Genomic DNA, 22,876 nt, shown 5'->3' with positions numbered 1-22,876 from the left:
CTCCACAATTACAATATAATTATAGTTTACTTTGAAAATAAGAGTTACTCAAGTATAATTTCACCTTATTACTTTATAAGTGTTGATCTTTTAATACTATTTTCTCCATACTTATTCCTAAGAGTATCCATAGTCTTATCTAAGTTTTCTGTTTTGTTTTTTCCCTCATAACTAAAAAAACTAAGCTGTTCTATAGAATCTTTAGTAAGTTCGCTTAAGCCAACTCCAATAAGCCTTAAAGGTTCTCCTATCCAAAATTCTTTGAATAGATCACAAGCTTCTCTAAATATAGTTTCCGTACAATTCGTAGACTCTACTAACATTTTTTGTTTTCCCCTTGAAATAAAATCCTTATTTTTTAAAGTTATAGAAATTACAAAAGCCTTTTTTCCCTCTTGTCTAATTCTCCTACCTACATTCTCTGAAATACCTAATATTACCTTGATAGCTTCTTCCTCAGTAATTATGTCATGTGGTGTAGTTGTAGAATTACTTATACTTTTTATATCTACTTCATCTCTATTAATTATAGGAGACTTATCTATACCTTTTGCATACTCCCATAAGATAATACCATGACTCTTTAGTAGATATTGAATAAATTCTTTATCACAAGACGCTAAATCCCCTATGGTATTTATATTTACATTCTTAAGCTTTTTTGCAGATACTGTGCCAACCATAAATAACTTTTCTATAGGAAGAGGCCACATTTTGTCTTTAATTTCACTTTTAAATAATGTATGTATTTTATTTGGCTTTTCGAAATCAGAGGCCATTTTAGCTAAAAGCTTATTATCTCCTATACCTATGTTTACCGTGAACCCAAGTTCTCTGTATATTCTCTTACTTATTTCTTTTGCAACAGTATAATAATCTTTATATATATGTTCCATATTACTGAAATCTAAAAAACATTCATCTATAGAGTATCTTTGAATTAAAGGGGTATATTCTTCTAAAATATTTATCATAGCATTACTACATCTTTTATATAGATCAAAATAAGGGGATTCCACTCTAAGATTAGGACACTTTCGAAAAGCAGAAAACAAAGTTTCTCCTGTGTTTATATTATATTTCTTAGCTTCTTCTGATTTTGCAAGAACCACACCTCTTCTATTATGAGGATCTCCCCCAATTACTGAAGGAATTTTTCTAATATCTACTTCATTGCCATTTTTCAATAAATATACAGCAGTCCAAGACAAAAAAGCAGAATTTACATCAATGTGAAAAATTAATCTTTGCCTTCTCATTAATATCAACCCTTTTCCATAATTATCTTAATTAAGATTAATTATATACGAACATTAGTTCTATTTCAAGATAAGTTTTTAAAAATATATATAAACTTACTCATAAAATACAAATTACATCTCACACTTTAAAGGCAATTAAATATACTGTTACTAGGATTAAATACTAAACTTAATTAGAGTTCCCACAGGGGGCTCTCTCTCCTATATACTTAACCAATTATAAAGGAGGAGTATATATGAGCCATAGAAAAAATAAATGCAGCTGCGGTTGCAGACATAATTGTTCATGCCACCATAATCACAATCATAATCATTGTTGTAATCATAATAATAATCATTGCCATGGTGGACATAATAGACATTGCTGCAACTGCCATTCAACCCCTTGTAGATGTAACTCATTAGGTTTCCGTAGTATTTGTGAAAATCCTGCATGTTTAGTAGCTTTACTTTTACTTTGTTCTAACAGAAGATGCTAATTAAACTAAAAAAATAGTGTTTGCTTGGGTGCTTTTAAAAGCACCCATACAAACACTTTTCTTAAATTATATTAATTAAAAACAATACTTATCTCTTCAAATCCCATATCACTTAGCATTCCCTGCATTAAAGTTTTAACTTCTTCATTAGCTTTTTCTATATAACCATCTTTGATAATTTGGTTTTCTATTCTTTTTTGTTCCTTTGCTATCTCATTTATCATATCTTGTGCACCATATCTATTAAATATGGAGTATTTTTCATCATATACCATTAAATTTTTAGTGTCAGCCACATTATCTAGAACTTTGCATTTAGGAAGTGTTATACTTACCTTCTTTTTATTATCACTTAATTTTATAGTTTTGCTTTTTAAATCTGTACCGAACTTTATATATCCATTGTACTTTACTATAAAGGATTTACCTGTAAAAGGTACAGGCAAATCTTTCAATTTTAAATTATCCTTTAATGCAACAACAGAAGAATAGTTATATTTTAATGTTGATATTTCTGAAATCTTATCCACCCTTTCTGCAATGGTAGATGTATTTATTTTACTTACTTTATTAAATTTCATACCAGTTATAAAAGTAATCACTACCAATATGGTTATACATAATATAGTTACAGTAAGGTTAAGCTTAGGTCTTTTTTTTAGTCTCTCCCTAAAACTCCTCTTCTTCTCTATATCTTTACATTCTATGTTCCCTGTTTTATCTGTATCTAAAATCATAACTTAAATCCTCATCCCCTTTTTATCATTAAATTAGATTTTATCCTATTTTATATAATAATATATTTTTATTATTATATAAGTTAAATATTACTAAGTCAACCACTATCACTATTATCTCCTATATATAAAAGTATTTATCTATATATTATAAAACTTAATTGCACTATATTGTATTTACATAATCCTATTAATTACACTCTCTTACTCCTTTGACTTAGATATTAAAGTTTTATATACTATTATTTGATAAAACTTTAAGGGGGAACATATAATGAATCTCTTCTCCATATTTCTAGTTGCTCTTGGACTTGCCATGGATGCCTTTGCAGTCTCAATTACAAGTGGTATGCTAATTCCCAATTTAAAAAAGAAACATGCTGCAAAAATAGCTTTTGCCTTTGGATTTGCACAAGCTCTTATGCCTTTAATTGGATTTATTGCCGGAATTAACTTTAAGGATTATATTGCAAGAATAGACCATTGGATAGCTTTTGTACTTCTGGGGTTTTTAGGGGTTAAAATGATTTTAGAAGGTAGGGAACAGTGCCAGGAAAAAGAGGCGTTTAATCCTCTTAAAACTAAGGTACTATTGATGCTATCAATTGCTACTAGCATAGATGCTCTAATTATAGGAATTAGTTTCGCTTTCTTAGATGTGTCTATAACAAAAGCAGTTTTAATTATAGGTATAATTACCTTTATAATATGCTTTATAGGCGTACTCATAGGTAAGAAATGTAACTGTATATTTAGAAGCAGGGCAGAATACTTAGGTGGCGCTATATTAATTTTAATGGGAATAAAGATCCTCTTTGAACACTTAGATATTAGTTTATCTAGTATAATTAGTTTATTTACATAGTTTAAAATCCTCCTAAATAGCCTTGTTACTTTATAGGCTATTTAAGAGGATTTTTTACATTTTATAGACATTAATTCTTTAGTAGTTAAATCAACACTTACTCTACCTTTAAATATACTTTTACCTTCTTCTCTTTTTTCTCTTTGTTCTCTTTTACAACTATTTTTTCAACTAACTCTTCTAATATCTCTCTTGAAAATTCCTTAGTATCTAGGAGTTTTTTAGCTTTATTTAAATACGAATTATTTATATTATCCCATTTTTCAATATTACATTCTAAAGACTCTAGTTTTTCCCTCTTTTTAATAAGCTTTTTTCTTTTATGTTTTAATTCATGGTACTTATGGCCATATGCATATTCACTGATTTTTCCTTTATCACTCTCTAGCTTTAACTTTTCTAGCTTGTAATTAACTTTCTTCAATTTTTCATCTATATGCTCTAGTTGGTCTTTTAGATTTCCCTCATCTTTTACAACCCCATATAGCATACTATAAAAATCAGCATCTTTTTCATGCTTTTTACAAAACTTCTTAATCTTATGTAATACTAATTCTTTAAGTTCCTCTTCCTTAACAGAATGGGCTGTACACCTAGCTTTCCCAGTTTGACTATTATTGCATTTATATCCATCATAGTTTTTTCTATAACACATAGAGCCCTTACATTCATGACATATAAGTAAGGATGAAAATAAATGTAGTGTTCTCTCTTTGCTATTACAACATCTAGACTTACTCTTCATAAGTGCTTGGACAGAATCAAAATCTTCTTTTGAAACTATTCCTTCAAACTCTCCAGAGTAAACCCTTTCCTTTTGACTGGTAAGCATTATTTTATTGCCTTCAACCCTTTTCCACTTGTATTGGACCATAATCCCACAATATTTTTCATTAGTTAAAATAGCTTTTATAGTATTTTTGCTCCAGAGTCCAAACTTACTCTTTTTGAAATTTTCTATGTAAGATGAAGGAACTGGTATACCCTTATCATTTAAATAAGTAGCAATCTTTCCGCAACCATAACCTTTCAAATATAATTTATATATTTTCTTTACTGTAATTGTAGTAATATCACCTGCTGGTTCTAATGTAACTATTTCATTTCCATTTTCATGTATATATTTAAATTTATATCCATAAGGTGGTCTACTTGCTATGGTTGAACCCTTTTCTAGTTTATTTTTTAAAGCCATTTTTACACACTTTGAAATCTTCTTTGAAAGAAGATTACTATTATACTTTTTTATTTGTTTCATATTACTATTCACAGTATCTCCCCTTATCTAATGAAATGGATTTTCATTATCATACTATAAAGGATATCAAATAATCATTTATAGGTCAAATATTATATATTTCTTTTATTATCACTAAATAAGTTATATAATAACCTTTTTTATATTGCTTTTAATTACATATTGGTGTTATAATTAATCTATAATGTGATATGTGTTGTGACGAAAGTATATCATTAGGGTTATTACTGTATATTGGGGGGCATTTAATTGATTAAAAAGTGTATTATGAAGCATATGCACTGGTACATGGGTTTTGTTTTAGGAGTATTTTTGGTTTTAGTTTACATGGTATCAAAATAATAAAAGAACACCGAATTACATGAACTAAGTTATTCACTGTATATCGGTGTTCTTTTATTAAATGCATTCTTAAATAAACTTCATAAATAAAAACATTTATATAATTTAAAAGTCTTATATTATTTTTATTTATTAATCAAATATAGGCATTGATAAATATCTTTGACCTGTATCTGGTAGTAATACTACTATATTTTTACCCTTGTTTTCTGGACGCTTTGCAATTTCCATTGCTGCATAGATTACTGCTCCTGAGGAAATACCAACTAATAAGCCTTCTTTTTGAGCTACTTCTTTTGTAGTTCTTATAGCATCTTCGTTAGTTATTTGGATTATTTCATCTATTATATTTTTATCTAAAACCTTTGGTATAAATCCTGCTCCAATACCTTGAATTTTATGAGGCCCTGGTTTTCCTCCTGATAATACTGCAGAATCTTTTGGTTCTACTGCTATGATTTTTATATCTTTATTCTTTTGTTTTAATACAGTTCCAACACCTGTAACTGTACCACCTGTTCCAACACCAGCTATAAATATATCTACTTCCCCTTCAGTGTCATTCCATATTTCTTCTGCTGTAGTATTTTTGTGTTTTTCAGGATTAGCAAAATTCTCAAATTGTTGTGGTATAAATGAGTTTGAATTTTTCTCTGCTAACTCTTTAGCTCCTTCTATCGCACCATTCATTCCTTCTGCTCCTGGAGTTAAAACAAGTTCTGCACCGTATGCTTTTAATATATTTCTTCTTTCTACACTCATAGTATCCGGCATAGTTAAAATTAATTTATATCCCTTTGTAGCTGCTATAAAGGCAAGTCCAACTCCTGTGTTTCCACTAGTTGGTTCTATTATAACTGTATCCTTGTTTATTTTACCCTCTTTTTCAGCTGCTTCTATCATAGCAAGCGCTACTCTATCTTTAACACTTCCTGCTGGATTAAAATATTCAACTTTAGCTATTATATTAGCTTCTATATTATTTTCTTTTTCAAAATTTTGTAATCTTACAAGTGGTGTATTTCCTATAAGCTCTATTAAGTTATTATATATCTTTTTCATATTAATCTCCCCTTTTCTTAATCAGTATACAATTCCTAGTTCACAATGCTCAATTATATAATTTACCGTATTTATATATTCCCTTTGATAATTGTGAGCTAACAATTGTAGTTTTATTTATATATTTTAGATTATCATATTATTCTTATATATTTACTAGGTTTTAGTTTTTTATAAATTTCATAGGAAATACTCCTATGAAACTTATATTTATAATTATTCTATTAAATTTATTATACACTTGTGATAAAAAACTTTCAAGAATAATTTAAGTAGATTTTTAAACTTATATATAATACATTATTGGTTGGTCTGTTGCTTTTCGATACTCTTCTAACATATTCTCAAGGGTAATATTATCTACGATTTCATTTACTGATACATTTAACTTATTCCATACAGCATTGTTTATACATTTTTCAAGCTCATCATTACTGTAATCTTCTGTATTTACTAATAAAAGCTCTCCTTCTAGAGATCTTAATATTTGTCCTACGGTTATCTCAGATGGATTATAGACTAGAGTATATCCTCCTTGTGAACCTTTTCTCCCTTTTATCAATCCCTTTTTTCTAAGAAGGGAAAATATTTGTTCTAAATATCTTTCTGATATGTTTTCTCTTTCTGATATACTCTTTAGCGTAACTATATCATCCTTGCTAGAATAGTACGCTAAGTCTATCATAGCCTTTAATCCATATATTCCTTTTGTTGAAACTTTCATTGACTAATCGCTCCCCCAAATTATTCTCTGTAAACTTCCATATTTTCAATAGCTTCATCTACTAATTTATCTATGTCTAAAGCTTTCTCTTCTTCTATTATATGTTTTAACACAGGTTTTGTTTTTGGATGCTTAGGAACAAATATTGTACAACAATCCTCATATGGAAGTATAGATGTTTCATATGTTCCTATTTCTCTTGCTATATCCATAATATCTGTCTTATCCGTAGCAATCAATGGTCTAAATACAGGTCTATCGGCAGTGTCATTACTAACCACTAGTCCTTCCATAGTTTGGCTTGCTACCTGACCTACACTCTCACCTGTAGTTACAGAATGTATATCAAACTTTTCTGCAAGTTTGCAGGCAACCCTCATCATAAATCTTCTCATTATAATAGTAAGTTCATCTTCTCTACATTTATCTATAATTTGCATCTGAATATCTGTAAAAGGAACTACAAATAAATTCATATGTCCTGTATATTCTTTTAAAATCTTTGCAAGATCCTTTACCTTTTCCTTTGCTCTTTCTGAGGTGTAAGGATGGCTATGATAATAAACACAATTTAATTTAACTCCTCTTCTTGCCATTAAATATCCAGCAACCGGAGAATCTATTCCACCAGATAACATAAGCATTGTGCTTCCATTAGTTCCATAAGGAAGTCCACCTATAGCTTTAATCTTCTTAGAATACACATAGGCTCTTTCTCTTATTTCTACATTAATTAATCCCTCTGGATTATGAATATCTACTTTAATATCTTCTATGTTTTTAAGTACATGCCCACCTATTTCTCTGCTAACTTCCATAGAATTCATAGGAAATTTTTTATTTGCCCTATTAGTTTCTATTTTAAAAGTTTTATAATTTCCCTCTTTAACTTCCTCTAATGCTTGATTTGCTATAGCTTCCATTGTAGCCTCTACTTCTGTAACTACGCAAAGTTCTGTAATCCCAAAAACCTTTTTAACTTTGTTAGTTAATGATTCAATATCCTCTGAATACAAGAACCATCTTCCTTGGTCATGCACCATTTCATAAGGAATACCTTGTAAAACTTTTTTTATATTATCTTGTAACTTTCTCTCAAACTTACCTCTGTTTAATCCTTTTAAAAATATCTCTGAAGCGTACTTTATTAAAATTAATTTTCTCATGTCTTTTCTCCTATTTCATTCTTCTAAGAAGAATAATGTTTTGTTTTAGTACTTCCATTGTATAGTCTATCTCTTCTTTTGTAGTGTACTCACAGAAACTGAACCTTATAGAACCTAGTATTTCTTTATCTGAAAGACCTATAGACTGTAACACATGACTTTGTTTAGATTTTTTAGCGGAACAAGCTGAACCTACCGATACGTATATACCTTTTTCATCTAAAACCCTAAGTAAAATTTCTGATCTTATTCCTCTAAAAGATACATTTAAAACATATGGTGAAAATTTATTTGATTCTTCACTGTTTATTTTAATATCCTCTATTTTTGAAAGTTCTTTTATAAAATATTTTTTAATATCCATTACATGCTGATAATTCTTATCTAAATTTTTATACATAATCTCTGCTGCTACTGTAAGTCCTACTATGCCAGCAGTATTCTCAGTCCCAGCTCTGAAACTTCTTTCTTGTCCTCCACCTATAATTAAGGGTTTTGGATTTAGGCCTTTTTTTAGATATGCAAAGCCTACTCCCCTAGGTCCATGAAATTTATGAGTACTTACAGATAGCATATCTATATTAAACTTTTCAACATCAATTTTATATTTTCCATAACTCTGAACTGTATCCACATGGAATTTTACTCTTTGACTTTTTTGTTTGATAATACTTCCTATAGTTTCTAAATCTTGTACTACACCTATTTCATTGTTAACATGCATAATGCTAACTAGAACAGTATCCTTATCTATAGATTCTTCTAACTGCTTTATATCTATTTCACCCTTAGAATTTACATCTAAATAAGTAACTCTAATATGATTTTCTTCTAATTCCCTGCAAAGCTTAAGTACACTTGGATGTTCAATTTTACTTGTAATTATATGACTTCCTTCTTTAAGAAATCCTCTTATTAAAAAATTATTAGCCTCACTTCCACCTGATGTAAAAATTATCTCATCTCTACTTGCATTTATAGTCCTGCCTATTATATCTCTGCACTCTGAAATTTTCTTTTCAGCATTCATTCCCAATTTATATGCAGCCGATGGGTTAGCATAAAACTCTCTCATAGCATTTCCCATAGCTTCTATGACTTCTTCATAAGGTTTTGTGGTTGCACTATTGTCCAAATAAATTTCCATAACTACAATCCTTTCCTTTGTGTATAATTCCTACAGAATTACTATGTTTTATAATGATAATATATATTATTAGTTTTCTTAAGTCAAGAATAATTATATATTGTTTATTTTAAGTTTTATAAATTTAGCTCTTTATCGATCATATAGTGAATATTCCGTGAATAAAATGAAAATATAGTTAAATAAAATTCGAGGAGGATTTTCTATGAATAGAAATCTCAAAAACAAAATTTTAGCTGGGGCAATAAGTTTATTTTTACTGACTCCAATTACAGTTACAGCAGCTAATCAAGTTGGTATGAGAGGTCCATCAGGAGGAAGTTCTGGAACTGCCGATTACCACAAACTACATTCAAGATGGGTAAACATACTAACAGATAAAAGAGGAGGATGGGCAGAAACTGGTTGGAAATATGTATATCACTACACAAAAGTTGAATTTGCTAGATCTAACGACTCTAGATACAAAGAAGGATTTGGATATACCAAAACCACAGATGTTACAGGTAAAGGTTGGATTTACTCTTATTATAACTCTAAAGCCAGACCTTAATACTTAATATATAAATAGAGATGCTTATTTTATAGCATCTCTATTTATTGTAAAATTGCAATATAATTCTTATATGTAGCAAATTTGTGGAGGTGTCTATGAAAAACTTAAAATATGCTTTTCACGGCTTAAGTTCTAATTTATTTATAAGCATAATTATTCTTATTCAGGTTACTACAGCCTTCTTATTTTTAGACAAAAGTATAAAATATAATATTAAGCTAAAGGAAGATGGAAACAGAATTCTAAGCCTCTTTAAAGATAAAGAGCCTTTCAGATTAAGAGAAATTATCTCAAACCCTGCACGGGATAAAATGGATCAGGAAGAGGATAGCACCGGAAACGTTACTAAACTATTTCATTATCTAAAATATAATAAAGATTTTACCTTTACAAACTTTGAAACTGGTTATATACAAATAGATAATTTTAAAGGAGGTGCAAAATTTCTGGATGATGTCCCTCCTGATACAGATAACCCAAATTATTCAGCAGTGAAATCGCTGTATTTAGACTACAATTTCACTAAATTATTTAATATTGAGGTTATAGATGGGAGATTCTTTAAAAAAGAAGACTTTGACTATACGGATGAAATCCCTCTAATATTAGGTTCAAATTATAAGGGTATCTACAAACTTGGAGATGAATTAACGGTTAGACCTGGACTTTCTCCTAAATTTATAAAAGGTAAAGTACTTGGATTCCTAAAAAAGGATTACTACTTTTTAGACAATATACATTCCTTAACCATGTTAAATTTAAATAATTCAATTTTAGTACCTTATTCTAGTATATTTGATAAAAAAGTTAACTTTATTCATTCCATGGTATCAATTAATAATGGTGTTATATTTGCGGAAAATAAGGAAAAAGCTATGGAATATTTTAATACAATAAATAAAGAAGCTAGCAAGTATACCCTATATAAATTTAATTATGATGGGCTTAGGGATATATTTAATGGAACTTTTATTACTAACCTAAAAGAGCAAATTAAAATGTTAAATACTATATTTTTGCTCATATTTATATTTTGTAGTACAGGTATAGTAACATCCTTATTAAGCTACATAAAAAAACATTCTTCTGAATTCGGAATTCATCTTTTATGTGGAGCAAAATTATCTGATATTATATATAGAATCATTCTTCAAATTGGAATTATAATTGCAATCTCCTTCTGCTTTACAACTTTATTAAACATAGTTTACTTTAAGGATTTAAGCACTACACTATATTTATTCCTATTTTCAATCTTGGCAATTTTAATTCTTTCTATTATACCAGTTGTTAAAATTTTACGATTAGATATTAATACATTAATCGTAAGAAAGGAATAGGTGAAGTCTTATGATTAAATCCTTTTTTAAAAAATCAATTTTTATAGTTATCACTTTCACTGTTATATCCTTCATATTCTCCATATGCACCTCCCTTTTCCAAAGCATAATCGAAGTAAATAAAGAAAATAACTTTTTTTTAAGTGATAAATCCTTAAAATTATTAGTACAAAATATACCGAATCTAGATAAGAGTGATTTTAAAGCCTTTCAAAGTTTAAATAAAGATATACTTATGTATAAAGATCTATCAAAGCCTATATACAAAGGCATTTACTTTAGCGGTGATAAAACGCCTAATGTTCCCATGAAGAATGGTCGCTTTTTTAATAGAACAGATTTTCAAGATAACAAAAAGGTAGCTGTAATTGGTAAGGAAGTATTAAAGGAATGTTCTGATATTCACGGAAAACATTATCTTAATACAGAAACTGGTCAATATTTGGTTATAGGGATTATGGGTTATAAAGATAAAAAAACCTATTTAGATGATTCTATATACCTAAATTTAAATTCAATTTTTAAGGAAAATGAATTAAATTTTAGCACAGGCTCTTATTATATAGATGCTGGAAAAGATACTATTAAAACTGTTAACAAATTTACAACCCACCTTAAAAGTAAGTACCAAAGTGCAAATATAACCAGCTTTGTAGATGATTCAATAGAATCCCCCTTTATGGATATTCTTCGCGGTACAGCTAATATATTAGGGCTAACAATCTTAATAGTACTCTGTCTTGCCCTTAATACTGTAAGCCTAACAACAGAGTGGATAGAAAGTAAACAAAGGGAACTTGCCATAAGGAAGGCATATGGTGGTACTGATAAGGCAATTTCAAGAAGAATAATAATAGAATATGAGCTTATAGTAACTACATCTTTTATTCTAGGATTTATACTCTATGTTATTTCTGTAAAGCTTAATATATTAGGACTTTTTAATGGCCGTATATACTTTTTATCAACTCTTATAGCCTTTCTGTTTTGTTTGATAGTTGGAGCAATTACTGCAATAATTCCTATTAAAAAAGCTATGAAATTAGAAGTATCATCTATTTTAAGATAATAAATAAATTTAGGGGATGTTAAAATGAGTTTAATAGAATTAAAGGATATAAATAAAATTTACGGATTTGGAGACTCCAGGATTGAAGCTCTTAAAAATATAGATCTAAATATAGAAAAAGGGGATATGATAGCTATAATGGGTGCCTCTGGCTCTGGTAAGTCAACACTTTTAAATATACTAGGTTGCTTAGATAAGCCTAATTCTGGAAGCTACTTGTTAGATGGAAAAGAAATTAGTAAACTAACTAAAAATGAGCAAGCCTCCCTAAGAGGAAACTTCTTTGGCTTTATAGTTCAATATTTTGCCCTTATTGAGGATTATAGTGTATTTGAAAATGTAAAAATCCCTCTAGACTATACAAAGATAAGTAAAAAGGAAAAGAAAGAAAGGATAATAAAACTTCTTAAAAATCTTGGTATAGAAGATAAGATTTCTAGAAATCCAAATCAATTATCTGGAGGTCAGAATCAAAGAGTTGCTATAGCTAGGGCTCTTGTTAATAATCCTCAAGTAATTTTAGCAGATGAGCCCACAGGTGCTTTAGATACAAAAACAAGCGAAGAAGTTATGGAAATTTTTAAGAATATAAATAAAGAAGGGAAAACTATTATAATAGTAACCCATGATTCTACTATAGCTAGTCAATGCCAAAAAATCATTCATATAAAAGATGGTGAAATAGAAAAAATACTAAAATAAATAACAAAGGTTATATCAAAACAAGTTTTGATATAACCTTTTAACTTTAGCACTCTTCCACATTGATTAATCCTATAACACTATTTGAGTTTATATTTCTCATAGGTATCTTAGCTGAAAGATATCCTATAAGTATTGAAAATATAAAAGGAAACACTAAAACCATAGTTGGAATATTCCATTTTGACCCTTTCATTTGAACAAATTTTATAAAATAAACAAAAACTAAGGATATTACCATTCCATATATAGTACCCTTAAGTGAGCAAATAATTCCTTCTAAATATATCATAGAGTTTACCTGTTTAGAAGATAGTCCTATTGCCTTTAGCACTCCAATTTCTCTTTTTCTAGTAATTATATTCGTATTTATTGTATTAAATAAATTTAAGAATGCTATAAATAATATAAATCCTATGAATACTATCATCAATAGATTTAATTGACCTAAAAAATCATCTATCCTGTTTCTATTGTCATCAATTTCTACCCACTTCACATCAGGATTTAAACTTATTATTTCATTAATTTTATTTTTATACTGATCTAACTTTTTTTCATCTCTAACAATGTCATATCCCTCAACATTCAAATTACTCCCTAAAATTTTCTTTGCAAATTCATCACTAATAATTAAAACCATATCTGCTTTAGAATACTTGTTCATAAATTGATTTTTAATTTCATAAGGAGGGGAATTTAAAATACCAGATACCTTCACATCATATAACTTATCCTTAAATTTAAACTTAACAAAAGTGCCAGGTTTAATATCTTTAGCTGTTTTGTAGTCCTTGTGTATTAGTAATACCTCTTCCCCGCTTTTCATATTATTATAGTCAATATGTCCGTTTATAAAGTATTTTTCTTTGTTTATACTTTCTAGTCTCCTACTATCATAAATTTGAATTCTTGCATTCCCACTCATTGAATCTTTAAAGTCTACTTCTCCTTCTAGTGAATTATATATCTTATATATATTTTTTATATATGGCATATTTTCTATCTCTTCATGGATTGCTTTAAATGATCTTTCTTTTGTATTTTCACCTTTAAAAATCTTAGTACTTATTAATGACTCTTCTTTTATCTGCATGCCAACTATATATTTAACCATGCTATAATAACTACTATAAACTACTAATAAACTTACACTTACCATTATAGAGAGTAGTGTTATTATATATCTTTTCTTATTTCTTTTAATATTAGTATTGGCCATGTCTAGTATTACATTATTCTTAAAGGTCTTTTTCACCATTTCTTCTTTGGAATCCTCTATCTGATTGAAAACTGCTTCCATCGGTGATAATTTCGATGCGAACCTTGCTGGAAAATATGCAGCGATTATTACTATTATGATAGATATAATTCCCGTAACTAGTAGTATGTCTTTATAAATATATATACTGTCCCCTACTATATAACTTAGTTTTAATAATGGCAATATATATTTCACCAGTATAATAGATATTCCTATGCCAACGGGATATGCTAGTATTCCTAGAATTATTGCTTCTAATAATACAATTTTCTTAATATCCCATTGTGATAATCCTATCATTTTTAACATTCCGAAGAACTTTACCCTTTGAAGTATTCCTATATTAAATATATTTAGTATCATCATTATTGAGATAATCGTTATGGGTACTATTAATACAATAGCTATATTGTCATTTTCTCCCCAAGTTTTTTCACCCTGAGCTAACTTAACTGCTGCCTCATTTATTTTAAAGCCTTCTTTATCTAGACTTTTATATTTCTCCATATTATCTCTTATAGAAACATTTTCTTTTAGCTTAAAATATATATTTAATACCTTGTCTCTCTTCCAAGGTCTATCATTTACCTGATTCAACATGGTGTAAATATTAATTTTCTCATTGTACTGGGATGACTCAAAATTTTGATATAATCCTACTAATTTGTAACTTAATTTTTTATCATCTATATTTATGGAAATCTGATCTCCTATTTTTAGGTTATTTCTCCTAGCCACCCATTGTTCCATAATTACTTCCTTAGATGTTCGTGGAAGATCACCTTCTTTTATTTCCATTTTTGAAAGTAAATTCTTATAAGCCTCTTTATTTCCATGTACTAAATCAACTCTTAGATTTTTAATTTCTGATACCTTATTATCCAGCTCTAACATTAGTACGGATAAACTATTTCTATCTATCTTATGATCTTTTTTTAAGGAATCTATTACTTTTTCATTAGTTTTTATAAATGACAACTGATAATCTCCAGTTGCCTTAACCTTATCTCTAAGTTGATAATTATTAATATTCCTTACTAATAGTAGCACTGAGCTACATAGAACTACCGATAAAACTATTCCTAAAAAAAGAAAAAAATATTTTTTCTTTTCGTATCTAATATTATTTGTAACTAAATCCAATATGTAATTCTTCACTTTTTCCTCCCCTTATACTATCAATTTTGTATCTTTTACGATTAATCCATCTTTCATTTCTATTATCCTTTTAGCTTTACTTGCGATTTCTCTGTCATGTGTAACCATTAATACTGTTTGATTGTATTTTGAGGAGGCATAATTTAGTAAATCTATAACTTCCTTGGAATTTTTACTATCTAAGTTTCCTGTAGGTTCATCTGCTAATATAATACTGGGCTTACTTAAAAGTGCTCTTGCAATTGCAACCCTCTGTTGTTGTCCACCTGATAACTGTGTTGGACGATGTTTTACTCTATCTTTAAGATCTAATATTTCTATTAATTCATTCATATACTCTAAATCAACTTTTTTTTTAGCTGCCCTAACTGGAAGACTTATATTATCTTCTACATTTAATATAGGAATTAAATTAAAAAATTGAAATATAAAACCTACTTTTTCTCTACGATATTTAGAGAGTCCTTCATCACTTAAATTCTCAACTTCTATCTCATCTACAGTTATGCTACCTTCTTTATATGTATCTAGTCCACCTATAAGATGTAGCAATGTGCTTTTTCCTGAACCACTGGAGCCTATTATAGAAATAAATTCCCCTCTATTTACTTCTAAATTAACATTTTCTAATGCCTTTACTTTTATGGCGCCATTATCATAAGTTTTACAAAGATCTTTTATTTTTATCAATTTATATTACCCCTTTCCGCATTTTGTCATATCAATGCTTTAAATTAAGACTTTTTGTTCTAATAAAACTTGAAGTTTATTTATAATAAAGTTTCAAATTTTAAATATATTTTCTATTAAACTTCTTCTGAAAATTACAACAACCTCTTCAATAAATATATAACATAATTAAATCTTTAACCAACATGCTTTATTTATTAATCTTAATAACCAATTCATCCTTATTATCTGAATAATAATTATTTAAATTATATATATAATCCGCATACTTTAATATTTCTTTTCTATGGGTAAAAATAACTGTAGTAGATTCTCTTAATATTGGCTGCAAATTAAACCATATTTCTTTCTCCAAATCTTCATCTAATGATGATGTAGGTTCATCCATAATTAAAATTTTAGATTTATGAATTAATGCTCTTGCAATAGCTAATCTTTGCAATTGTCCACCAGATAAACGTATTCCTTTATCTCCTAACATGGTATTATATCCATCGTTAAGCATAATAATATCATCATGTATTTTAACCTTTTTACAAATATCGTAAACGAATATCATACTCTTATTTTTATCTCCTAATAATAAATTATTTACTATTGTATCATTAAACAAAAATGTATTTTGGTTTACAATACCTATTTGTTGTCTCAAATTATCTAAATTATATTTATTAATATTTATATTATCAATTAAAATTTCTCCACTATTAACCTCCCATAATCTATATAGCAAATTAACAATCGTACTTTTCCCAACACCACTTCTTCCTAATATAACATTTATAGACTTAGGATGTAATTTAATATTATCATAATTTATACTTTTCTTGCCTTCTCCATAATCAAAACAAACATTATCTAAATAAATTTCTCCCTCAATTTTAGTTTCTAATTTTTCATTACTATCTTCTATTGTCTGTTTATCCAATATAGAAAAAATTTTATTTAGAGACACACGTGCTTGTTGTATTTGTAAATTAGACCTAATGATACTCTGTATTGGTACTGATATCTTTTGTGAATAATTCAAAAAAGTAATTAACCCTCCTACAGTTAATGTTCCACTAGAAACTTTTTGAATCCCAAATATTAAAATATATGCTAGTGTAATTAGATCCAATAAACTCATACTTGCATAATTTAACCCACATAACCACTCAAACCTTAGAACATTCTTAACATATTTATTTTGAACATTATTTATTTTTTCAACTACAAATTTCTTTACATTCAACTGAATAATATTCATAAATGACCCTAATACTTCTTGTTCTAAATTAGTTATTTCTCCCACATAATTTCTTAATTGTTTTCTCCTTAACACCATTTTTTTGCTAAACTTCACCTGTATAAAAGTTATAACTATTTGAATAATCAATATAAATAAAACCATATCTACTTGTAAAGAAATAAGTATCCCTATAATAAATATAGAAGATATTATATCCCTAATTAAACTAAACATTGATTGTGTACCTATTTGTTCTATAATCCTGGTATCTGAATCTAATATATTAATATGATCTCCAACATTTAGCCTTGAAATATACTTGCCATCTAATTCAAATAAACAATTTATTATATCTAATTTAATTTTAGTGGAAACCTTTTTTCCTATTAATGAAAAAATATAATCTGAAAATAATGTAGATAGGATTTCTAATATATAAAGTATTATTATAATATATATTAATACTTTAACTTGATTTAAATCTTTAGTCGCAGATAATGTGTCAATAAGTTCCATTAATATCCTTGGAGATATCGCTGAAATAAGTGAATAAATTAGCATTAAGCTAGTAGCTAATATTAATAATGCCTTATAATTTAATAGTATATCTATAAATCTTTTTAAATTCTTAAACTTATATTTCAAAATTTCCTCCTACTTAAAAATAGATATATACTATATATCATCTAAATTTAAACCTTTTGTATAAATTGTTTAACTAATGTTTTAGTAACTTCTAAATCATTCATATCCATCATCTCAAATGCTGATCCAAGATTTTGGCATGGTACAGTTATCCTAGCACCCATTATATTATTAACTAACATATTATCCACACTACTCATTAAAACGCTATCTGCGTTAAAAGCTTCATTTAATTTTATAGAATTCTCTTTTGATATTTCTTTTAAAAGTTTATGTATTAGCGGGTTACAAAATATCTCTGAATCTATAACATTTAATATTGGACCTCCTCCAATACTAAAGTTAATATTTCTAAGTATGTTTCCAAATGTAGTATCTAACATTAGCATAATTTCAGGGTTTATTTGTGATATTGCAACATCTAAACTCTTTAAACCATTTATTTGCTGAGCCGTAAAAACAAAATAAACTTCATTTTTTAATTCTTTAACTTCTTTTATAGCTTGTACTAAAACACCGCATAAACTTCTATTAGATAATGAACTACTTAAAATTTTGTTTCTCAGAATTTCAAACTTACTATAAAATATCGCTGTATCCCCAACTGTAACCAAAGATTCTGTTTCCTTCTTACTATTACTTCCTATATCTATGTATACTTCTCCTGAAAACCCTTGATTCTCTATATTTTTTTCAGCTATTATTATTCCTTTTAAATCATTTTTAAATATTACATATTGCCCGTATAGATTTACTTTATGTTGGCATCCTAATGTTATAAATTTTATTAATCCATTATTCATTATATTAGATACAATAAGCCCCTTAGTATCCATATTAGTTGTTAACATTATTCTTTTTTTCGAATCACCTTTTTTCACTATAATGAGATTTCCCATATGATCTACCCACCATCTATCTCCTATATCACTAATCTCATTTATAATTTTATTTCGCACTTCATCTTCTTCACCCGAAATCCCGTATGTTAATGTCAACTCTTTTATAATATCAAGCATATAAATACTCCTTTATGTTAGTTACTTTATAAATTTTATTGTAATTCTCTTAAAAAATTATATACTAATAAATACAAGTTATTAAGGTCATCTAAATTAATGAAAGTTCCAGATGTATGAATATATCTGCAAGGTACAGATATTACTATTGTTCTGCATCCACATATACCATATTGTATTGCTGCACCATCTGTAGAGCCAGATATTGTTGTTTTTATCTGTATAGGTATATTATGTTTTTTTGCAATATTTTTTGCTTGAATGATAAGATCTTTATTATATATAGTTTTTGAATCAAGTAATGTAATAACCGGTCCTTTCCCTAAAATTAATTCTTCCTCTTTAGAATTTAAACTTTGGGGGATACATGTAGGCGTACAATCTAATACAATACATAAATCCGAATCTAAGTATTGTGAGATTCTACTTGCGCCTCGTAACCCTATTTCTTCTTGAACTGTAAAACAAGCGTTAATATTACAATAAAAATCTTGTTTTAGTAATTCTAATATAATAGCACATCCTACACGGTCATCTAAAGCCTTACTGCTAATGCATGTAGTGCCAATATAAGAGAATGAATTTTCAAATTCAACATAATCGCCAATCTTAACTTTATCCATAGCCTCTAATTTATTTGAAACACCAATATCTATATAAAGTTCTTCAATTACTTTAGTTTTTCCATTTTCATTTACTACTTTTGAGAATGGTGTTATGACTCCGTGTATTTTTTCTATTCCTATATATATTCTTTTACAAGATAACATACTAGTATTAATTCCACCTATCACTTCAAAACACAACAATCCATTATCATTTATATCAGTTATAATTAATCCAACTTCATCCATATGTGCACAAATCATAACCTTTTTTGAAGATAAACCATTATACTTTTTAGCAATAATATTCCCCATAGAATCTTCATGAATATCTATCTTATATTCTAATAACTTACTTTTAATATATCGAACAATCTCATACTCATTTCCTGATATGCCACTACATTGGACTAAATGTCTTAAATTATACATATTTTATTCACCATACCTTTTAAACCATTCAACTAAAAACTTCGTAGTTAACTCCACTGTATTATCTAAATCAGCTGAATTCACTTTGTGAATTGTTGAATATGGATATTGAATTGGAATACTTAAGTGAATAGCAGGAATATTTCTATTTAATATTCCTATTATATTTTTTCTATATACATCACCACCACTACCTCTAGCCTTTACTTGAAATGGTAAATTATATATTACAGATGTTTCTTCAAATATCTTAGTATATTTTGATGAAAAATATGGACCTACATTCATCACAGGTCCTTTACCAATTTTAACATTCTTCATGGATGTACAAGTATCAAGAATAATCATTAAGTCGGCCTCAGTATTATTCAATGCATAATGTATCCCGTGCCAATAGGGAAAAAATATATATTCCATATTAATCCCCATATTCTTAGTATTATTTTTTTTAATTATTTCAATTACGGTAGCTAAATTAAAGATTTCTTTTTTTACGCTAAATATAAATTTTTCCTCATTAAGTTTAAAACTCTTTTGATATAATTGTACCTTATCCCCTATCTTTAGTTTTTCACTCACCTCTTTAAAATTCATTCCTAAATCCACATATCCATATCTTTTATTAAAACCTTGGGAAATAGGGCTTATTACACCTTTCAATTCTTCTATTCCATATGCAATTACTGGATGTAAAATTAAATTATCAAATCTAACCATAACTACTGGTTCTATTTTAACTAAGCCAGATCTATCTATTTCCCTCACTATAAATTCAGGTTCATCAATTTTACAACACAAGACAACTTTTTTAATTCCTTTATCATGTTTTCCAATTATATTATTAAACTTATCAATGCTTGTTTTTGAAACATACGGAGAAATTAAATTTTTCAAATTATTTATAGCATCATATTGATCCTTATTTAAATCTAATGAATCTAATACTTGATTAACACTCATTTTATACTCCTAATCTATTACATTTTTATATAAAATAATTATTTTTAATCTAATAAAATCCTTATACCCTCAAGTACAGATTATGGTGAAATCCCCCTAATTACAATTTAACTTATACAAACCTTTAAAACCATTTTTATATGTTATTTAGAATCCCCTTTTCCACACCATACATCTTCTGCATGATCACAGAAACCACATTTCCAATCTAAAGCATCACATCTTGAACAACCATCCTTTTTATCACAAAATATGCACCATGTTTCCTCTTGTTCTGATATCATATTAACCTCTTGTATAATCATACTAATTCCTCCTTAAACCTTAAATTATATTTTTATACTGAAAAATTAGGTATAATATTCATTCACCAAAATCTGTGCTTCAAAGTACAAACACAAATTAACATTTTATATAGCATGATGAAAATAAGATTTTCATCATGCTATATTTTTTATGCAAATATGAGTTTTTTCTCATTTTCGTTTAGTTCTAAATAGATATTAATTAAACTTTCAACAAAATCTTTAAATACTTCGCATTTTTTTAGAAATGGTTCATTACATTTACCGGTAGCTAATAAATTTTCATTAGGACAACCTCCTCCACATATATTGTAAGCCCAACATGAAAAACATTTGTTTCTTCCTACTAATGATAAATCTTTCTCTATTATCTGGTTATATTTATCATCATTAACTCCATCAAAAACATTCCCTATCTTATACTCTTTATTAGCTACAAACCTATGGCATGGATACAAATAACCATCTTTATCTATTGTCATCATGTTAATCATAGCACCACAAAATTTATTCCTTAAACCTGCCTTATGCAATGCTCTTAATATTTTTATAATATTATTATTTTTTTTAATACCTTTATAGTTCTCATTTTCCAAATATAATTTAAGCTGATTTACCATCTTTATATACTCATTCTTCAAAATCTTATAATCATCATCTGTTTTAAATAAGTTTAATGCTTCTGAAATAAATAATGATTGAAAGTCCAAATCTATTAAATGTTCTGCTGATTTAACAAAATCAATATTTTCAGGCGATGCCGTTGCCCTAGCAACCATTGGTACTGCAACTTCCTTTAATATTTCTAACCCCTTTATAACATCTTTATAAGATCCTTTTTTATTAGAATAGAACCTATTAGTGTTATGAATTTTCTCATCACCATCGATACTAATAGTTATAAAAAAATTATTTTCTTTTAAAAACTCGGCTATATCTTTATTTACCAACGTTGCATTAGTAGTCATTGAAAAATCCACATGTTTTTTATATTCTTCAGCTAATTCCTTAGAATATGCTACAGACTCTTTTATTAATTTAAAATTTATTAGTGGTTCCCCACCAAAGAATATAACTTCTACATCCTTATTAGAGCTATTCTCCATTAAAAATTTAATAGCTTGTCTAGCTGTTTGTATGGACATAAGTCCACATTCACTATATTCTCCATCATCACCATAACAATATCTACATCTTAAATTACACTCTTGAGCAACCATTAAAGTTATACAAGATACGTTGTTATTTATTTTAGTATTCAATAAATTCTTATTATTTTCTTCTGTTTGTAAAACACATTTCTTCTCGAATATATTAATAGCTTCAATAAAGTCATTTCCGTATCCATTACATTTAAACCAATCCAGAGTTTCTTTATAAGTTTTACCTTCAAACTCAAATATTTTTTTTACTATATCATCAATTAAATATATACCCCCTGTTTTAGAAGCATAAAGATAACTCTTCTCCGATTTATCAAAAAGCTTATACGGATAAAATTTTATAATTTCTTGGTTTTCCATTTTACTTCCCCCTAATGTTCTATTACACAAATATATTTAAATCTTATTATGTAAATGTAACTTATAAAATTAATTATTTTAGTTAAATAAAACTTTATAACTAGCGTTTTATAAATGTTTATCTTTATTGTCCTATTTAACGCAGCCACATATAAATTTATTAACCTTTATTCCATTTTATAGCATTTATAGTCATTATTTATATTATACATATATATTTTACAAATTTCAATACTATTATATTATTTATATTTTTTCACCTCTTATGTATATTTCTTACATATTGTTGTAAAAAACCTTATTATATAATATGCTAAAAATATACGAACCCCAAG

At 27.6% G+C, this 22,876-nt stretch carries 20 protein-coding genes; 5 read left to right on the top strand and 15 right to left on the bottom strand.

Features of this window, described 5'->3' with window-relative positions; translation table 11 throughout:
- Positions 1-68: 68 nt before the first annotated feature.
- Both FGL08_RS01365 and FGL08_RS01355 read right to left on the bottom strand, forming a co-directional pair.
- Positions 69-1,259 carry a Y-family DNA polymerase gene (locus FGL08_RS01365; RefSeq protein WP_138209103.1) on the bottom strand — a complete coding sequence of 397 codons (1,191 nt, stop codon included), beginning with the start codon at positions 1,257-1,259 and terminating at the stop codon, positions 69-71.
- 553 nt (positions 1,260-1,812) lie between these two features.
- The gene (locus FGL08_RS01355) at positions 1,813-2,478 is read right to left on the bottom strand and encodes a DUF4230 domain-containing protein (protein WP_138209101.1); all 666 of its coding nucleotides are present in this window, start codon (positions 2,476-2,478) and stop codon (positions 1,813-1,815) included.
- A gap of 274 nt (positions 2,479-2,752) precedes the next feature.
- On the opposite strand from FGL08_RS01355, the gene FGL08_RS01350 reads away from it, so the two are divergent.
- Positions 2,753-3,343, top strand: a complete 591-nt coding sequence (locus FGL08_RS01350; protein ID WP_138209100.1) for a manganese efflux pump MntP — start codon at positions 2,753-2,755, stop codon at positions 3,341-3,343.
- Positions 3,344-3,440: 97 nt separating this feature from the next.
- Here FGL08_RS01350 and FGL08_RS01345 read toward each other — a convergent pair whose 3' ends face one another.
- The 5 genes from FGL08_RS01345 to FGL08_RS01325 form a co-directional block, all read right to left on the bottom strand.
- A complete protein-coding gene (locus FGL08_RS01345; protein WP_138209099.1) occupies positions 3,441-4,613 on the bottom strand; it encodes a recombinase family protein in 1,173 nt (390 codons plus the stop codon).
- Positions 4,614-5,075: 462 nt separating this feature from the next.
- A complete protein-coding gene (gene cysK, locus FGL08_RS01340; protein WP_138209098.1) occupies positions 5,076-6,005 on the bottom strand; it encodes a cysteine synthase A in 930 nt (309 codons plus the stop codon).
- A gap of 286 nt (positions 6,006-6,291) precedes the next feature.
- On the bottom strand, positions 6,292-6,729 hold the full coding sequence (locus FGL08_RS01335; protein WP_138209097.1) for an RrF2 family transcriptional regulator: 438 nt from the start codon (positions 6,727-6,729) through the stop codon (positions 6,292-6,294).
- Positions 6,730-6,749: 20 nt separating this feature from the next.
- Positions 6,750-7,895, bottom strand: a complete 1,146-nt coding sequence (gene thiI / locus FGL08_RS01330) for a tRNA uracil 4-sulfurtransferase ThiI (protein ID WP_138209096.1) — start codon at positions 7,893-7,895, stop codon at positions 6,750-6,752.
- Between the two features lie 10 nt (positions 7,896-7,905).
- Entirely contained in the window at positions 7,906-9,042 is a 1,137-nt protein-coding gene (locus FGL08_RS01325) for a cysteine desulfurase family protein (RefSeq protein WP_138209095.1), read from the bottom strand.
- A 205-nt stretch (positions 9,043-9,247) separates the two neighbouring features.
- Here FGL08_RS01325 and FGL08_RS01320 point away from each other — a divergent pair, with 205 nt between their 5' ends.
- From FGL08_RS01320 to FGL08_RS01305, 4 genes are all read left to right on the top strand, one after another.
- Positions 9,248-9,595 (top strand): hypothetical protein, encoded by a 348-nt coding sequence (locus FGL08_RS01320; protein WP_138209094.1) that lies wholly within the window; start codon positions 9,248-9,250, stop codon positions 9,593-9,595.
- 98 nt (positions 9,596-9,693) lie between these two features.
- Complete coding sequence (locus tag FGL08_RS01315; protein WP_138209093.1) at positions 9,694-10,938, top strand: hypothetical protein; 1,245 nt, start codon at positions 9,694-9,696, stop codon at positions 10,936-10,938.
- A 10-nt stretch (positions 10,939-10,948) separates the two neighbouring features.
- Entirely contained in the window at positions 10,949-12,007 is a 1,059-nt protein-coding gene (locus FGL08_RS01310; protein ID WP_138209092.1) for an ABC transporter permease, read from the top strand.
- Between the two features lie 24 nt (positions 12,008-12,031).
- A complete protein-coding gene (locus FGL08_RS01305) occupies positions 12,032-12,709 on the top strand; it encodes an ABC transporter ATP-binding protein (protein ID WP_138209091.1) in 678 nt (225 codons plus the stop codon).
- Between the two features lie 46 nt (positions 12,710-12,755).
- On the opposite strand, the gene FGL08_RS01300 is transcribed toward FGL08_RS01305, so the two are convergent.
- The 8 genes from FGL08_RS01300 to papB form a co-directional block, all read right to left on the bottom strand.
- A complete protein-coding gene (locus FGL08_RS01300) occupies positions 12,756-15,131 on the bottom strand; it encodes an ABC transporter permease (protein WP_138209090.1) in 2,376 nt (791 codons plus the stop codon).
- Positions 15,132-15,143: 12 nt separating this feature from the next.
- Positions 15,144-15,821, bottom strand: a complete 678-nt coding sequence (locus FGL08_RS01295) for an ABC transporter ATP-binding protein (protein WP_138209089.1) — start codon at positions 15,819-15,821, stop codon at positions 15,144-15,146.
- A 190-nt stretch (positions 15,822-16,011) separates the two neighbouring features.
- Positions 16,012-17,697, bottom strand: coding sequence for an ABC transporter ATP-binding protein (locus tag FGL08_RS01290; RefSeq protein WP_138209088.1), 1,686 nt, complete (start codon positions 17,695-17,697; stop codon positions 16,012-16,014).
- 47 nt (positions 17,698-17,744) lie between these two features.
- Positions 17,745-18,716 (bottom strand): hypothetical protein, encoded by a 972-nt coding sequence (locus tag FGL08_RS01285; protein ID WP_138209087.1) that lies wholly within the window; start codon positions 18,714-18,716, stop codon positions 17,745-17,747.
- A 35-nt stretch (positions 18,717-18,751) separates the two neighbouring features.
- Positions 18,752-19,753, bottom strand: coding sequence for a M42 family metallopeptidase (locus FGL08_RS01280; protein ID WP_138209086.1), 1,002 nt, complete (start codon positions 19,751-19,753; stop codon positions 18,752-18,754).
- A 3-nt stretch (positions 19,754-19,756) separates the two neighbouring features.
- On the bottom strand, positions 19,757-20,713 hold the full coding sequence (locus FGL08_RS01275; protein WP_138209085.1) for a zinc-binding metallopeptidase family protein: 957 nt from the start codon (positions 20,711-20,713) through the stop codon (positions 19,757-19,759).
- Positions 20,714-20,856: 143 nt separating this feature from the next.
- The gene (locus FGL08_RS13285) at positions 20,857-21,018 is read right to left on the bottom strand and encodes a hypothetical protein (protein ID WP_171011942.1); all 162 of its coding nucleotides are present in this window, start codon (positions 21,016-21,018) and stop codon (positions 20,857-20,859) included.
- A 149-nt stretch (positions 21,019-21,167) separates the two neighbouring features.
- Positions 21,168-22,541: a PapB family radical SAM/SPASM ranthipeptide maturase gene (papB, locus tag FGL08_RS01270; RefSeq protein WP_138209084.1), complete on the bottom strand. Its 1,374-nt coding sequence runs from the start codon at positions 22,539-22,541 to the stop codon at positions 21,168-21,170.
- Positions 22,542-22,876: the final 335 nt, after the last annotated feature.

The organism is Hathewaya histolytica, assembly GCF_901482605.1.
GTDB lineage: Bacteria > Bacillota > Clostridia > Clostridiales > Clostridiaceae > Hathewaya > Hathewaya histolytica.
Note: the sequence above shows the minus strand (reverse complement) of the source record. Positions and strands in the feature narration are given on the sequence as shown.

Excerpts from the sequence above, each read along its gene's own strand:
- FGL08_RS01365 (WP_138209103.1), bottom strand. The coding sequence starts at position 1,259 with ATGAGAAGGCAAAGATTAATTTTTCACATTGATGTAAATTCTGCTTTT.
- FGL08_RS01355 (WP_138209101.1), bottom strand. The coding sequence starts at position 2,478 with ATGATTTTAGATACAGATAAAACAGGGAACATAGAATGTAAAGATATA.
- FGL08_RS01350 (WP_138209100.1), top strand. The coding sequence starts at position 2,753 with ATGAATCTCTTCTCCATATTTCTAGTTGCTCTTGGACTTGCCATGGAT.
- cysK (WP_138209098.1), bottom strand. The coding sequence starts at position 6,005 with ATGAAAAAGATATATAATAACTTAATAGAGCTTATAGGAAATACACCA.
- FGL08_RS01335 (WP_138209097.1), bottom strand. The coding sequence starts at position 6,729 with ATGAAAGTTTCAACAAAAGGAATATATGGATTAAAGGCTATGATAGAC.
- thiI (WP_138209096.1), bottom strand. The coding sequence starts at position 7,895 with ATGAGAAAATTAATTTTAATAAAGTACGCTTCAGAGATATTTTTAAAA.
- FGL08_RS01325 (WP_138209095.1), bottom strand. The coding sequence starts at position 9,042 with ATGGAAATTTATTTGGACAATAGTGCAACCACAAAACCTTATGAAGAA.
- FGL08_RS01320 (WP_138209094.1), top strand. The coding sequence starts at position 9,248 with ATGAATAGAAATCTCAAAAACAAAATTTTAGCTGGGGCAATAAGTTTA.
- FGL08_RS01315 (WP_138209093.1), top strand. The coding sequence starts at position 9,694 with ATGAAAAACTTAAAATATGCTTTTCACGGCTTAAGTTCTAATTTATTT.
- FGL08_RS01310 (WP_138209092.1), top strand. The coding sequence starts at position 10,949 with ATGATTAAATCCTTTTTTAAAAAATCAATTTTTATAGTTATCACTTTC.
- FGL08_RS01305 (WP_138209091.1), top strand. The coding sequence starts at position 12,032 with ATGAGTTTAATAGAATTAAAGGATATAAATAAAATTTACGGATTTGGA.
- FGL08_RS01285 (WP_138209087.1), bottom strand. The coding sequence starts at position 18,716 with ATGCTTGATATTATAAAAGAGTTGACATTAACATACGGGATTTCGGGT.
- FGL08_RS01280 (WP_138209086.1), bottom strand. The coding sequence starts at position 19,753 with ATGTATAATTTAAGACATTTAGTCCAATGTAGTGGCATATCAGGAAAT.
- FGL08_RS01275 (WP_138209085.1), bottom strand. The coding sequence starts at position 20,713 with ATGAGTGTTAATCAAGTATTAGATTCATTAGATTTAAATAAGGATCAA.
- FGL08_RS13285 (WP_171011942.1), bottom strand. The coding sequence starts at position 21,018 with ATGATTATACAAGAGGTTAATATGATATCAGAACAAGAGGAAACATGG.
- papB (WP_138209084.1), bottom strand. The coding sequence starts at position 22,541 with ATGGAAAACCAAGAAATTATAAAATTTTATCCGTATAAGCTTTTTGAT.